The sequence below is a fragment of the Acidobacteriota bacterium genome, assembly GCA_030697165.1.
Taxonomy (GTDB): Bacteria; Acidobacteriota; Vicinamibacteria; order Vicinamibacterales; family UBA2999; genus 12-FULL-67-14b.
In genome coordinates, this window is sequence record JAUYQQ010000021.1 from 55,601 (window position 1) to 70,880 (window position 15,280).

At 64.3% G+C, this 15,280-nt stretch carries 9 protein-coding genes; 3 read left to right on the plus strand and 6 right to left on the minus strand.

The window, feature by feature from the left end:
• Positions 1-2 precede the first annotated feature (2 nt).
• Together Q8T13_19085 and istA are read right to left on the minus strand one after the other, a co-directional pair.
• Positions 3-560, minus strand: a complete 558-nt coding sequence (locus Q8T13_19085; protein MDP3719870.1) for an ATP-binding protein — start codon at positions 558-560, stop codon at positions 3-5.
• Positions 557-2,146, minus strand: a complete 1,590-nt coding sequence (gene istA / locus Q8T13_19090; protein MDP3719871.1) for an IS21 family transposase — start codon at positions 2,144-2,146, stop codon at positions 557-559. The genes Q8T13_19085 and istA overlap by 4 nt, the downstream gene beginning before the upstream one ends.
• Positions 2,147-2,465: 319 nt before the next feature.
• On the opposite strand from istA, the gene Q8T13_19095 reads away from it, so the two are divergent.
• Positions 2,466-2,852, plus strand: coding sequence for a ribonuclease HI family protein (locus tag Q8T13_19095; GenBank protein ID MDP3719872.1), 387 nt, complete (start codon positions 2,466-2,468; stop codon positions 2,850-2,852).
• Between the two features lie 666 nt (positions 2,853-3,518).
• Here Q8T13_19095 and Q8T13_19100 read toward each other — a convergent pair.
• From Q8T13_19100 to Q8T13_19110, 3 genes are read right to left on the minus strand one after another with little or no spacing between them, the layout of a single operon-like run.
• Positions 3,519-6,170, minus strand: coding sequence for a protein kinase (locus Q8T13_19100; GenBank protein ID MDP3719873.1), 2,652 nt, complete (start codon positions 6,168-6,170; stop codon positions 3,519-3,521).
• Positions 6,167-8,938, minus strand: coding sequence for a protein kinase (locus Q8T13_19105; GenBank protein MDP3719874.1), 2,772 nt, complete (start codon positions 8,936-8,938; stop codon positions 6,167-6,169). Before Q8T13_19105 ends, Q8T13_19100 begins: the two co-directional genes overlap by 4 nt.
• Positions 8,935-11,589 carry a protein kinase gene (locus Q8T13_19110; protein MDP3719875.1) on the minus strand — a complete coding sequence of 885 codons (2,655 nt, stop codon included), beginning with the start codon at positions 11,587-11,589 and terminating at the stop codon, positions 8,935-8,937. The genes Q8T13_19105 and Q8T13_19110 overlap by 4 nt, the downstream gene beginning before the upstream one ends.
• A gap of 1,073 nt (positions 11,590-12,662) precedes the next feature.
• On the opposite strand from Q8T13_19110, the gene Q8T13_19115 reads away from it, so the two are divergent.
• Positions 12,663-12,938 carry a GIY-YIG nuclease family protein gene (locus Q8T13_19115; GenBank protein MDP3719876.1) on the plus strand — a complete coding sequence of 92 codons (276 nt, stop codon included), beginning with the start codon at positions 12,663-12,665 and terminating at the stop codon, positions 12,936-12,938.
• Between the two features lie 257 nt (positions 12,939-13,195).
• Positions 13,196-14,059 (plus strand): hypothetical protein, encoded by an 864-nt coding sequence (locus tag Q8T13_19120; GenBank protein ID MDP3719877.1) that lies wholly within the window; start codon positions 13,196-13,198, stop codon positions 14,057-14,059.
• An 82-nt stretch (positions 14,060-14,141) separates the two neighbouring features.
• On the opposite strand, the gene Q8T13_19125 is transcribed toward Q8T13_19120, so the two are convergent.
• Positions 14,142-14,834, minus strand: a complete 693-nt coding sequence (locus tag Q8T13_19125) for an NAD(P)-binding domain-containing protein (GenBank protein ID MDP3719878.1) — start codon at positions 14,832-14,834, stop codon at positions 14,142-14,144.
• Between the last annotated feature and the right edge of the window lie 446 nt (positions 14,835-15,280).

The following is a 15,280-nucleotide window of genomic DNA, read 5'->3' on the forward strand; positions in this document are numbered from 1 at the left end:
GATTAGCTCCGGAGGTCTTCGGCCGCCGTGTGCGGGAGTTTCCGCATGCCCAAGTCGTCGATGATCAGCAGCGGGACCGTCGTCAGGTCCGCGAGGATGATCTTGCGGGTGCCGTCCAGCGTGGCGTCGGCCAGTTCTTCGAGCAGCGTATGGGCTTCGCGATACGCCACACGGTAGCCCTGCTGGATGGCGGCGCGGCCGATCGCCTGGGCCAAGTGGCTCTTGCCGGTCCCCGGCGGGCCCAGTAAGAGCACGTCTTCCCGCTGGCCGACGAAGCGCGCCGTGGCCAGTTCGTGCAGCAGGGCCCGATTCATCTTCTTGTTAAAGTCGAAATCGAAGCGGTCGAGCGAGCGATCGGGATCGCGGAAGCGCGCCTGTTTGTGGCGCCGGTCAAAGAGCCGGTCCTGGCGCCGCTGCAGTTCGTCGCTGACCAGCGTGGCGACGAGGTCGAGCGGCGCCAGCCGCTCGGCCTGGGCGTGCCGCAGGCGCGCCTCCAGGACATCGGCCATGCCCGAGAGACGGAGTTGGCGGAGCGCGCGATCGAGTTCGGTCACATTCATGTCGGATCTCCGGTCGTGCGATCAATCAGATCGCGATACAAGGTGAGTTGACGGATGAGCGGGTCGACTTGCCGCAGGGTCAGCGGGACGGGGGGCCGCCGCTCGACGTACTTGCGGACAAAGCGATAGGTGAGGACGCCGATGTCGACGGCGGCCTGGGCCGCGTCCTCGACGACCGCCGGCCCATGTTTCTTGGCCAGCGCGAGGACCCCGAGGATCTGCCGCACGCCGTGCGCACTCCCTTGCGCCTGGATGTGCTGACAGATGGTGCTGATCGCAGGACCGGCCGTGGCGGCCCGTCCCAGCAAGGCCAGCGTCGACGCCGGCGTCCGGGCGGGGCGATCGGCGGCGGCGATCCGATGCCAGCCGCGGCGTGCGCGCAGGTGTTCGCGGAGGAGCTGCCCGGTCGTCGGGGCGATCAGCCGGACGTGGAGATCGTTCCATTGCACCTGCACCCGCTGGCCGATCCAGCCCGGCGGCGCGCTGTAGTACGCGGCCTCGACCTCGACGCAGCCATCGAGATGCACCGTGCGCGCCCCAAAGCGGTAGTAGCGAAAGGGTTCCAGCGGCAGCGGCCCGAGGGCCGGCCGTTCCTCGGCAAACATCTCGGCGACCTGGCGTTTGGTGGTGCCGTGGATCCGCGTATCGGCCCAGCGGGTCTCCCAGCGATCGAGGTACGCCTGCGCCGCCTCGAGCGACTCGAAGCGCAGTCCCTTGAGCGGTGTCTTCTGCGCGTGCCCCACGCCCGCTTCGACTTTCCCCTTGCGATCGGGATCGCGCACCCGACACGGCAGGGCGACGACGCCGTAATGGGCGAGCACGTCCCGATAGAGTGGATTGAGCGCGGGATCGTAGATGTCGGGGGTGAGCACGCCCTCTTTCAGATTGTCGGGCACGACGATCTTGGTCGTGCCGCCCAGGCGTCGAAACGTCCACTCATGCAGTTCGGCCCACATCCGGGCGCTCGAGCGCCACACCAGCCATCGCACGCACTTGCGCGAATAGCCCAGCGTGAAGACGAAGAGGCGGGCCCGCTTGTACTTGCCGGTCTGCGGGTCGCGGACCATCGGCCCATCCCCGCCGTAGTCGACCTGGCCTTCTTCGCCGGGTCCGGTCCTGATGACCACGCGGGCCTCGACCGGCGTGGCGCCGCGCAGGCGCACGACGAAGCGGCGGACACTCGCATACTTCGCGGTGAAGCCGTGATCGTCGACCAGGTCTTGGTAGATCGCGACCGCGTTGCGTCCGCGGGCGACCGCCGCGACGATCAGCTCGCGATACGGCTCACAGGCACTGACGCTCGGTGCGCGCGTCGGCGCCAGCCCGCCAGGGTCGGTGGACACCCCCGACGAAATGGCCGGATTTGGCAGCGCGAGGTCGGTGGACACCTCCGGAGAAATGGCCGCTTTTGCCGGCCGTTCGCCTCGACGGCCACGCCCGCGCACGTCGATGCCTGCGGCGCGGAGGTAGCCGCCGATCGTTTCTCGGCGCACACCCGTCGCCGCCTCGATGCGTCGGAGGGACCAGCCCAGGCGACCCAGCGCCAGAATCTGTTGCTGCTTCTCTTCGTCCAAGACGTTACTCATCCGGGCGAGGGACCATAGGTCCGCCGCCCTCGTCAACGTCTCGGCCGCCGTCAGTTAATGGCCGGTTTTGAGGTGTCGATCAATGGCCGGATTTGGGTGTCCACCGAGGGTTAGTCACCAAAATCCACGCTCTGCCGACCTGCAACGTGGTCCTGCCCGCTGAAAGTGCTTCCTCAATAGGGATCTCCGCGAATAACCCGCGCGGAGGAGAGAAGCAGCGTCCGTGATGGCCGACTAACAAGCAGCCATGCGTATCAAGACGAATGATTCTTGTTCATCGCCTGCTCTAAAAGCAGGGATATGGAGAGGGTGTATCTAAGTGTTAATTATTCACGCTGACGGCGGCTGCAAGCCGAATCCAGGCCAGGGGCGGTTCGGTGTAGTCGCGCACCGCGACGGGCGCGAGTGTTACTCCGTGTCGCATGGCATCGGCTACGGCACCAACAACAAAGCCGAGTGGCGGGGGGCAATTGCTGCGTTGACTTTCGCCGCGACGCAGCCTGATACAGATATCGAGCTGCGGATGGATTCGCGACTAGTAGTCAAGCAGTTCAACGGTCAATACCGAGTGAAACACGCGGACTTGAAGCCTCTCGCTGACATCGCGCGCGGTCTTGGGGATATCATCAGGGCACGCGGCGCGCGGGTCACCGTGCGATGGGTGCCTCGCGAGCAGAACACGCGGGCCGATGCGTTGGCGGCATAGGCGTCAGGTATCCCTTGCAAATAAAATGCCCAATTTGCAATCGAGCCGTGCCCCGGTGTCGGACCTGCAAGTCAGGGAAGCCCTCTTCGTTGCGACGGAGAGCACCAAGAGTGGCCGAGAAGGCGATTCTCGTTTACATCGTGCCGAATCGGATCAGGTCAGCGCTTGGCTCGCCGCGCCGCGCTCGCTATCGTGCGCGCCCGGCGCGGTGCGTGGCTACTCAAGACCACGGTGAACGACAGATTATAGGAAGCCACTGCGCTGCGCGTGGTTGATTGGACGGCGGCAAGGGTCTGCTAGGGGCGACTCGCCTAGAACGTCGCTCTAATAGGCCTTAATGCCTCTTCTGGTTCGCTCTTGGTCCGCGGGGGTAGGGGCATGGGCAATCTCTGAGGCCTCACGTCTCCGAACCGCCTGGGTCTTCGTCGTCACGCGCGGCCGATATATCAAGACTTCACTGCCCGGAAGGGGACACGTTCGGGAGAGTCTCACTTGCGCATCATCCCGTGAGGAGCTAGGCTGCGTGCTTCGCAAGTTCGGCCGCGATGTGCCGGTAGGTCATACAGCATATAGGCTTCGGCCGATCTTCCCGATGCCTCGCGCGCGCGGCATGAACGTCAGCCGCCCGCGTCTGACCCGAGAACGGCCCTTATCGATTGCCGGCGCCTACGGTTTCAGCAGTGCCGGCCAGTTGAGAATCAGCGGGATCGACGTAGGCGCGGGAGGACGAACCAGCATCAGAAACCGCTGTCCGTCCAGCGACACTTCGAACGGGTCGACGAGGCCAATAGCCCCGCCGATTCCATTGCGGCTTCGAAACAACGTCGTCGGCGCGCCAGCCGTGAAACGCTCTCCGCTGCTGACGGCCACCGTCGTCACCAAACCTCCCGGCGCAACATAGATTAGTTCCGCCCCGTCTCTGCGCCACCGTGCCCATGATCCGCCGTTGTTCGAGATGCGCCGCTTGTTCCCCGGCACGGGGAATGACTGCACGTAGATTTCCTGCCGGCCGCTCTCGTCCGACGTATACGCGATCCATCGTCCGTTCGGCGAAATCTTCGCCTGTCCTTCGTTCGCCGGTGTCTGCAGGAACCACGATCGCGGCGTCTCGCCAGTCATCGGCAGCAGACCAATGTCGAAATTTGTGATGTCGTTGATTGCTCCTTGGATCACGTAGCGGCCGTCGCTCGACCAGTCGTCGGGACTACCTAGATAATGCTCTTTTAGGTGCTGTTCGGCGGTGCCGTCTGCAGCGTCTACCAGGCGCATGCCGCGGCCTTCCTTACGAGGGGACCTGTAAAGCATGAACTTGGCATCGGGCGACCAGACGGGAGACATCGCGTTACCCTCGTCGGCGGTAAGCCGGCTTGCGATCCCGCTGGCCAGATCGTCCACCACCCACACCTCGCGCTTGCCCGTCCGCGGGTCGCTGCGGTCCAACGCGATGCGCGTCTGGTCACGTGTCATCTCGAAGTTGAGGATTACGTCGGGTGCGCCAATGGCGCCGACCGGCTGGCCAGTCCGATCGAACCACGTCAACTGTTTCAAATTCATTTCGGCGCCTGCGCGGTAGGCGAGCGTGCCGGAATCTGAAACAGTGAAGGTCGCATTTCCCGTACTCACGCTGTGGGATACCCGATCGACAATACGCGCGGGGCTTCCAGTCAGTGCCAGCGACGCGAGGTCGAAACCCTGGGACATCAGCGAGCCCTGCTCGACAAATAGGAGATGTCCGGAGCGGCTGTAAAGGGCTCTCGAGCCGATGCCGGGCAGCGACTGAATGCGCTCGGAATCGAGCCAGCCAACCTGTGCGACATTCCGGCGCTGATGATCCTCGCCGGGCTGAGTGGTGAACAGAAAGCGATTGCCGTCTGGCAGAAACACCGGCCAATACGGTGACATGTTTCCAGTGTGTTGGAGCGGCGTCGGCGTGCCGCCCGTCGCAGCCATGCGCATCAGTGGGCCAGGGGACTGTGGCACAAAGAGGATCACGTCCTGTTGGCTCCACGTGCCACCGCGTTGGTTTGGCGCGTCGGCCAGCACGCGTGGACCGCCCTCGTTCACGTTGATCCTAAAGAGCTTGCCCGCTGAGAAGTAAGCAAGCGACTCGCTGTCAGGTGACCAGAACATCTGGGCTCCGCCTGATGTTCCTTCGATGCGCTTGGAAGTTGCGGCACCGAGCGAACGAACCCACAATGCTTCGTCGCCCGATGCATCGACGGCGCTGTATGCGACCCGTGTACCATCCGGCGAGATAGCTAATGCGGCCCCGGAGGCAAAGGCGAGTTCCGCGCCTTCGGGTAGGTCGACCGACAGTTGCAGGGTCGGTGTGGCGCTCGGTGTCGCCCGGGCGTCGAGCCAGGCTAGGCCGAGAATCGCGGCAATGAGGACCGCGACCACGGCGAGCATCCAACCGAGACGCTCGTTGCCGCGGCGAGGCACTGCGAATTGCGTCGGAGTGGCGGTCACCTGCTCGATCTCGTAGCGTACGTCGCCGATAGCCTGCCAGCGTTGCTTAACGGGCTTGACCAACGCCCGCTGCAACAGCAGGCGGAGCCGCGGATCGAGATCCGCCGGCAGCAGCGTCAGGTCCGGCTCGCTCTTCAATACCGACGCCAGGATGTCGGAGATGGTGTCACCGGCAAACGCGCGCCGGCCTGTGAGCATCTCGAACAGCACGCAGCCGAAGGAAAAGATATCGCTGCGCGCATCTACCGGCAGTCCGCGCGCCTGCTCGGGCGACATATAGGCCGCCGTGCCGAGGATGATTCCGGCCTGCGTCGCGTGAATCGACAGCGTCGGCGAATTCATCGCGGTTGCGCTCGATCCAGCCGTTGGATCAATCGCCTTTGCCAAACCGAAGTCGAGTACCTTCACAGTGCCATCAGCGCGGACCTTGATATTCGCCGGCTTCAGATCGCGATGGATGATGCCGTGGTCATGCGCGGCTTCGAGTGCCTCCGCAATCTGCCGTGCGATCGGCAATGAATCGTCGAGCGGGATCGGTCCACGCGCGATGCGCTGAGCGAGGTCCTCGCCCTCGACCAGCTCGAGAACCAACGCTGTGACGCCCCCGGATTCTTGGAGTCCATGGATGTGCGCGATGTTCGGGTGGTTGAGCGACGCCAGCACCTGCGCTTCGCGACTGAAGCGCGCGAGGCGGTCGGGATCGTTGGCGACCGCCGGAAGCAACACTTTGATCGCGACGTCACGATTCAACTTCGTGTCGCGCGCACGGTACACCTCGCCCATCCCGCCGGCGCCGAGTGGGGCCAAGATCTCGTAAGGTCCGAGCTTCGTTCCCGTCGCCAGGCTCATGGCTTCGTCACCGGCGCGATCTGTCGCAAATGGTCAAAGAAGTTGAAGAGGAACGTGAGCTTGTCGTGCTTCACCCCTGAGTCCAGCGCGCTCGGCGCAAGCGCGAACCGCATGCCGTCGGGGTGCAAGTCAAACATGCGGTTTTGGCCGCGGACGAAGTAACGTCCGTCTGACCAGAGACGCGGCTTCTCGGCGCGGAGCGAGTCGCCCTCCACGGCATAAGGCACCACCATGATCTGGCCAAGCGGTGTCCCATAGAATAGCTCGGGCTTGGTGCGTGACCAGGTGGGATGCATCGCGCCGCTCGTCGAGATCTGCCATTTGCCGCCCGGACCGGGAAACGGTCGCGCGTACAGCTCACTGCGTCCGGATTCCTCCGAAATGTAGGCGAGCCAGCGGCCGTCTGGAGAAAACATCGGCTCCCGTTCCTGAGCCGGACTGTTCAGGAAGACAGTGGGCGTGCCGGGCTTCCATCCTGCCGCCTCGTCTCCCGCCATCGGTAGAATCATCAAGTCGAAGCCCGCTTGGTTCCGCTCCTCGAACGCCAGAAACTTGCCACTTGGATGCCAGGATGCGGGCCGCTGATGGTTGTCGCCCTCAGTGAGCCTCTGAGCGTCGCCGGTGCCATCGGCGCGTTGCCACACCAAGTTCGAGGCTGTCTGGTCCGGGCGGGGTGCGTTATACACGATGCGTCCACCATCGGGCGTCCAGACCGGCTTGCCTGCGTAGGTGGCGCCAAAGGTGAGTCGCGTCAGGCTGTCTCGGGCCCACTCGTAGATCCAAATGTCTGTCGATGTGCCGTCTACCAACTGCATGGCCAGCCTGCGCCCATCCGGTGAGAAGAGCAGATCGAACCAGGCCGCATGCGCCGCACGCAGCGGGGTTGTCTTTCCGGCCCGATCCATCCAGGTGATCGGCCCGCCGCCGGAGTTCGTCTGCCCGGGCAGGAACACCAACGCACCGCTATCGGACACCGCGAACTGGGCGCCACCAGTACCAATATTTGACGTGACGCCTTCGAGCACGGGCACCGAAGGCCCGGTCACGGCCAGCCGCGTCACATCAAACGGCGCGGCAAACAGCGTCCCATCGCGAAGGTAGACCAGGTGGCCCTCTTCGCGCTCGCTACGCTTCGGCGTGCCAGGCCCACTGGCGACGTATCGGCCGTGGTAGCCCCCGCGCTGGACGATAGAACGCGCACCGCTCGACGACTGCACCACAATGCTCGCGTCGTTATAGGCCGTATTCACGCTGCTGCTTGTGAAGAGCACGCCTCTGCCACCAGGCAGCACCTGTGGCCAGCGTTGCGAAACCTCGCCGTCAGCTAGGGTGGCCATCGGCTCGGGCGGGCCGCCGGCTGATGGCACACGCATCAGCGGTGCGCCGGGATTCGAGGTGGGCGCAAACACGATGGTGCCGTCCTCGCCCCACCCACCGCCGCGACCGCCGGGCGCGTCGCACAGAGTGATGGCAGTGCCGCCAGAGACGGCGACCTTCTTCAGCTTACCGCCCGCGAAGAACCCGAGCCACTCACCGTCGGGCGAGAAGAACGGGCTCATGGCATCATCGGTCCCAGAGAGCGCGGTCGCCTGCAGTTGGTCGAGTCGCCTGACGTAAAGCAGTGTCGTCCCGTCCCCATCCTTCTCGGCGACAAAGGCGATCAAGGTGCCGTCTGGAGAAAGGGCCGTCGCGTCTCCGGAACGGAACGACAGGGAGGCATCCGCCCCCAACTCGGCGCTGAGTCGCACCAACGCTGAAGGCGCAATCGTCGTTGTTTGGCGCCACGGCGCCCAGACCACCACCAACGCCAACGCGAGCGCTCCGGCGATTGCCCACGGCAGTGCGCGGGACCAGGTCGGCCGCTGCGCCACGCGATGTTGCACGGCAGCACCATCAGCCACCGATGGCCCGGCCAGGGCATCATCGATGTCGATGCGAACGCCGGCGGCGGAGTCAAGCCGCCGCTTCGGATCCTTTTCAAGGCTCTTCCGCAGCAATCGGCGGATGGAGGGCGAGACGCCTGGCGGTAGCGCGTTCCAGTCCGGTTCTTTGCTCACGACCGCGACGATCGTGTCGGTGGCGTCGTCGCCCGGGAACGCACGTTGGCCGGTTAGCATCTCGAACAACACGCATCCAAGTGCCCAGATGTCCGTTCGCTTGTCGACGCTCTTGGCGCGCGCCTGTTCGGGCGACATGTACGCCGCGGTGCCGAGGATGATTCCCGCCTGCGTCGCATGAATCGAGAGCGTCGGCGAGTTCATCGCGGTGGCGGATGATCCGGCCGTAGGATCGACGGCCTTCGCGAGACCGAAGTCCAACACCTTGACCGTGCCGTCGGGACGGACCTTGAGGTTGGCCGGTTTCAGATCGCGATGAATGATGCCGTGGTCGTGCGCGGCCTCTAGCGCTTCGGCGATCTGGCGGGCGATCGGCAAAGCCTCGTCGAGCGGGATCGGTCCACGCGCGATGCGCTGCGCGAGGTCCTCGCCCTCAACCAGCTCGAGAACCAACGCCGTGACGCCCCCGGATTCTTCGAGTCCATGGATGTGCGCGATGTTGGGGTGATTGAGCGATGCCAGCACCTGGGCTTCGCGGCTGAACCTCGCGAGACGATCGGGATCGCTAGCGACTGCCGGCAGCAATACCTTGATTGCCACATCGCGATTCAACTTTGTATCGCGCGCGCGGTAGACCTCTCCCATACCGCCTGCGCCGAGGGGGGAGAGGATTTCGTAGGCGCCGAGTCGCTGGCCGGAAGTGAGGCTCATTGCTTCGGCGTCGGCAGGAGCCGTTTCAGCTCCTCCGCCCAGTTCAGTACGATGTGGATCTCGGTCACCGGCTTCTGGGCCTCAACGGGCTCTAGCATCAGAAAGCGCTGGCCGTCCGGGCTCACACCAGACGTGCCGGTCGGAATGGTTGGGCCGAAAAACGGTTTGTCAAACAAGACCCTTGGCGTGTCGGCACTGAAGGCCAGCGCCGTCCTAACGTTCACGGCCATCATCTTAGCGCCGTTGCGGTAGAACAACTCGTCGTCGCGGCCCGACCAGAGTGGTTCCATGCCGCCCTCAGTCGAGATCTGCCATTTACTCCCGCCCCCATCGAACGGTTGTACATACACTTCAAGACGACCTGACTCGTTCGAGAGGTACGCGATCCAGCGCCCGTTGTGCGAGACCCGTGCGCTCTCAATCGCCGACCGCGTTCGCAGGACGAATCGCTCCTTGCTAAGTTCGCCGATTGGGGAGACCCACAGCTCTCTATCGCCGGCAGGGGTGTTCCGAAACGACAGCAACGCCTTGCCGTCAGCGGACCACGCGGTTGGCACGCCGCTCGCACTCTGCGGCACCTGCTCTTCACCGCCGTTCCCATCCGCGCGCTTCTGAAAGACGTTCACCGACCCACTCCGGCGGGATTGATAGGTGACACGCAGCCCGTCCGGCGCCCAGAAGGGAAATCTGTTGTCCGCGTCAAACGTGAGTCGCGTAAAACTGTTGCGCTTGATGTCATACGTCTCGATATCGTCCCGAGTACCTTTGGGAAGCATCACCACAACCGATTGCCCGTCCGGCGAGAGGCTGAACTGGCTGTAGTTGCGCGTCGGTGTTGCCAGGGGCTCAGTGTGTCCCGCTCGGTCCACCCACACGAACCGCCGTCGTGTCTCGATGAGACCGCCCTTGATATAAACGAGCGTGCCGGTTGTGGACACGTTGTATAGCCCTTCACCGCTCGCTCCGTAGGTCAGACCTTCAAGTACTGATTTTGGCGTCCCGGCAATTTCCACCCGCCGCTGATCAAACGCGATGGCCATCAGGCGTCCGGCATTCATGTAGAGCAGATGCCCGCTCGGGAGAACCCGGGCGTCGGCGCCCCCTGGGATGAGGACGCGTTGCTCCCCAGACTTCAACCGAGCGACGATTGCCGAACCCGACGCGAGCATGGTTGTGAACACGACGCCTTCGCCGTTGGGCAGCACCTGCGGCGACCGATAGGCCGTTTCCTCGATGCCCTTCGGATTAGCGATCACCTGCGAATCGCCACCAGAATCCGGGAGCCTCAGCAACCCACGAGTACCGCCTCCAGGCGAAAACACGATCGCACCATCCGCGCCCCAGGTCGCGCTGTTGGGTCCACCAATGGTCCTGAACAGCTCCATGGGCGTGCCGCCCTCAAGGGACACCTTTTGTAGCTTCTGGTTCGCGAAGAATCCCAGCCAGTGGCCATCGGGCGAGAAGAACGGCCCTCCCGCGCCAGCCGTGCCCGGAATTGGCTCGGCGTCAAAGCGAGCCAGCGAACGCAGGTAGAGCTGTCCCGCGGCCGCGAACACGAGCTGCGTGCCATCGGGTGACAGCACCGGCTTGGCTCTGTCGAATCCTGCCACTCCCTCGGGCGGAGTGATCACCGCGCGACTGACCGGGAGGACCGCGGTCTGTCGCGGCACCCAGAACGCCAGGACCAGCACCAATCCGGCCGCGAGCGCGCTGGCCACCATCCAGGGCAGCACTCGCGGCAGCAGCGCACGCTCAATCATTGCGGGTTGAATGAAGGCACTGTCCATCGCCGATGGCGAGATTAGAGCTTCGTCGATCTCAATGCGCGCGCCGCCGACAGAATCGAGGCGGCGTTTCGAGTCCTTGTTGAGTGCTCGTCGAAGCAATCGCTGAATACCTGCCGGCACCGCCGCCGGCAACGCACTCCATTCCGGCTCCTTACTCACCACCGCCACGATCGTGTCGGTCGCATCGTCGCCGGGGAAGGCGCGTTTGCCCGTGAGCATCTCGAACAGCACCGCGCCGAACGCCCAGATGTCCGTCCGCCTATCGACCGCTTTGCCGCGGGCCTGCTCCGGCGACATATAGGCGGCGGTGCCGAGGATGATGCCGGCTTCGGTGGCATGAATCGACAAGGTCGGCGAGTTCATCGCAGTGGCCGATGATCCGGCGCTGGGGTCGACGGCCTTCGCGAGTCCGAAGTCGAGCACCTTCACAGCGCCATCGGGCCGCACCTTGATGTTGGCCGGCTTGAGGTCGCGGTGAATGATGCCGTGGTCGTGTGCGGTTTCGAGGGCTTCTGCGATCTGCTGGGCGATTGGGAGCGCCTCGTCCAGCGGGATCGGGCCGCGCGCAATTCGTTGCGAGAGGTCTTCGCCTTCGACCAGTTCCATGACCAGTGCGAACGTGTCTCCAACATGTTCGAGACCGTAGATCTGGGCGATGTGGGGATGGTTGAGGGAGGCGAGGACTTCGGCTTCGCGCTGGAATCGCGCCAGCCGCTCGCGATCCTTCGCCACGTCGGCCGGCAAGACCTTGAGGGCGACCTCGCGCTTCAGCGTCGAGTCCTTGGCCCGATACACCTGGCCCATGCCGCCGGCGCCCAGGAGGGACAGGACTTCGTAGGGGCCGAGCCGGGTGCCGGGGGTCAACCGCGTGATTATAGGCGGTAGCCGGACCATTGGGGCCTATTACTCGGCGCACAGGATCGAGGCCCCCTCCACAAGTAGCTCGTCGGGCTCAAAACGCAGGTTGGGGGTGTAAAATCCACCCTGCAACCATTCGAGACTCCTCGTCGAATCCCGTCGGGGACGCCATGCAACGTGGTTGTTTTCAGCGCCGCCAAGCAATCTCCCGATTGCTGCCTTGCCTTCAAACCGATTAGCGCCGTTCTCGGGCGTGAACCGAATCGGGCCGTCCAACACCCGCCGAAGCAGCTCCCGCCCGTTCTGCGCGTTCCTAGTGAGCAATGCGCGCCAGTCTGCCAAGCTCTCCCGCGCACGTCTCTCAGCCGCCCGCCGATCGAACGATCGAGGCTGCGCGAGCCGCGAGCGACTCGCTTGCAGCTCATCCCGCCGCTCATCCCGCCGCGATTGGCGCTGTTTCAGGGCCGAGAGGAGGGTGGCATTTGGCCCCCTGTCGCGACCGCCTCGGTCAGCCGCTCGATCTCGCGGTCAAGGCTCGCGAGTTCCGTCGCGACGATAGGGTAGACCGGCGTAATGAAAGTGTCCCAAATGCGCCCTCTCGCACGATCCGAAGTTGGCTTCGAGCGCTCAAATGGTTTGGGCCGGTCACTGTCCCATTTTTGTCCCACTCGCGACAGCATTGAGCGTATTTGGCGCATTCTCCGTATAGGCGAAAGCTCGGTATTGCCTAGCAATTCGGCTAAGTCGTTGATTCCACGGCACGGCAAAAGCACCCTGATGAGGTCTGCAAAACCTCCATCCCCGGTTCAAATCCGGGCGGCGCCTCCAACCTCCGCTCAGGTTCACGCGGAGGTTGTCCACCGTAGCTCGGTGGGAATTCAGCCGAGCGAAGGTGGACGGCACGGCTCGAACCTGAGCTACGGTTGGCGAGCCACCCTTCGCGCACCAGTCAGACGCCTGTTCCCTCGGCGCTGGGCCGGCAACGGGTAGCAACTTCACGTCCAGCCAACCAAGAACCCGAAATCACCCAGGAAATCATCGCGTCGGGCATGGCGCTGCCGTTGCATCCACGCCCTCTCATGGCCGCCTCCAAGCGATTCGTCTACATCCTTCGAAGCGAGAGTAACCCGGCGCGATACTACACGGGCCTGACCTCTGACATGCACCTGCGTCTCGCCGATCACAACGAGGGCAGTTGCCGCCACACCTCGAGCGGCCGCCCCTGGAAACTCGATGTGCTGGTCGAGTTCGCCGACGAACCGCGCGCCGTGGCGTTCGAGCGCTATCTCAAGTCGGGCTCAGGGGGTGCCTTTGCTGCTCGCCACCTGCGAGAAGCGAGGTCATCCAACGCTTAGATCAGGATTCGGGGCCGCGGAGCCTCCTTGAGCATCTTGATCTTCGGCTTCGTCGCGATGCGCCCGGTTTCGATGGACAGGGAGGACACCCTTCGCTCTGTAGCATGCGAAGGGTGCCCACCATAGCTGGCTCAGAATTCAGGCCAGCGGCGGTGGGCCGCACGGCACCGTTCGAGCTTCGGGCGGCAAGTCCTGTCCATGTAGTTCGAGCTGCGGTTGGCAAGCCCTGGCCCAGGCGCTCCCCGTATACTATCGACGTGCGGCTGCCACGACAGCTCGCGGTCTTCACTGCCTGTTGCGCGGGGGTGTTCATGCCCCTTACCGCCGCTCAACCCGAGGGCGCAGGTGTACTGTCGCGCATCCACGCGTACGTCGAAAAGTTCCAGCGCGAACTCCCATCCATCGTCGCTGAGGAACACTACGTGCAGGTCCTGAGCCGGCCGGCGTCGACCGCGCGCGAGCTTCGGGCCGACGAGCGCGTGCTGCGGTCCGACATCCTGATGATCACGGTGCCGGGCACCATCGGCTGGGTCGCATTCCGTGATGTGTTCGAGGTGGATAGCCGACGCATCCGCGATCGCGAGGATCGCCTCCTGGGCCTGCTGCAGTCCCCCGATGCCAACGCCATGGCGCAGGCGCGGCGGCTGGCGGACGAGAGCGCGCGCTACAACCTGGGCCGCGTCCACCGCACCGTCAACCTGCCCGACTCGGCGCTCGTGTATCTACAGGCGGCGTCGGCGTCGGGCATGAGATTCGATGCCCCGCGCCCGTCGAATCCGGTAGAAGGCACAGAGACGGTCGTGATCCGTTTCCGCGAGATCGGCCGCCCGACCTTCGTGACCTCCCGCCGTGGTTCGAACGTGCCGGCCACGGGGCGGGTGTGGGCGCATGCGGCCACCGGGGCGATCGTCAAGACCGAGTTCACATTGTCGGATATGTCGACCGATGGAAGGTTCGTGGTCGAGTTTGCGAAGGACGAGCGGTCGGGGCTGCGCCTTCCCGCGAAGATGACCGAGCGCCATACGAGCCCAGGCGAGGAGGTTCGCGCCACCGCGCTGTACAGCAACGTGCGGCGGTTCAAGGTCTCGACCGACGAGATGCTGCGAAAGCCGCCAGGTTAGCTGCGGCGGTCACTTCGCACGCTTGTGGGCTTCGGTGATCGTCCACAGCTGGACGTGGACCGCGGGCGAAGGGTGTCCACCCTCAGCCTCCCCAGTACGCACGTGCCGCTTCGTCCGCGGCCTTGCGATACTCGGGCACGCGACTGCGCTCGGCCGATGCGAGAGCACGCTTCAGTTCGGGTGTCGTGAAGTCACCCGTGTAGCACGGCGTGCCTGGCTGCTGCCGCCACGATTCGTCCAGCCCCCCGGCATCGACGGCGTCGAACCCCAGCTCGTCGATCAACTGCATGACCTTTGCCTTCGCATCGGCCGCGTCACCAGCGACTGGGATCGCCACACGACCCTCGCTGCCTCGCGGCGTGCCCTTCTCGAGCAGGCTCTTGAAGAAGATGTTGTTGAACGCCTTGATCACGGGCCGGCCGATCCGGTCCGCGACCCACGCGCTCTCCGGCTGCCCCTGTTCGATGGCAGGAATGCTGCCATCCCGTGCGGGGTAGTAGTTGCCGGTGTCGACGACGACGACCTCGCGTGGAACGTCGGCGAAGAGATGTGCAGGCAGATCGTTGACGGCTTTCTGAGGGATCGTCACGACGACAATCTCACCGCTCCTCGCCGCCTCGGCGGCGGTGACGACCCGGGCGCCCACCTCTGAGGCCAACGCCGTGAGCGTCTCCGGCCCACGCGAATTGGCGATCGCGACGTCGTGGCCAAGCTGCGCCAGTCTCCGGGCCAGGGTTCCGCCGATCATCCCGGCGCCGATAATTCCGATTTTCATGAGTGCCTCGCTCCCGTTCAATTATGGAACGGCGCTGCTCAGCCGGCCATATCTCTTAGATCGAAATGGGCCCTCAGGTTCGGGTGGATGTTGCCCGGTAGTCACATCACGGAGCGGCTATGGAAATGTGATGCCGATCGTAGCAGCGATCTTGTTCTGCCTGCTCCGGTTCACGTAACCCTCGTAGGTCAACTCTCCCGTGCCGACAGACGAGTAATCGAGCGAGGGCGTAAGGGCCATGCCCCGACCAAGGCGAATGTCGTAGCCGACTCCAGCGTGCAGCGTGCCTGACTCGACAAAGCCCGGACGGATTGGTCCGTGGTTGTCCGAGACGCATCTAGTCGTGGGGCATGGAATCGACATCAGTTGAAAGCCGACGCCGCCCTTCACGAATAGGTTCACCGAATGCGTCGGGTATCCGACTATCGACGCAACGCGACTGAGTT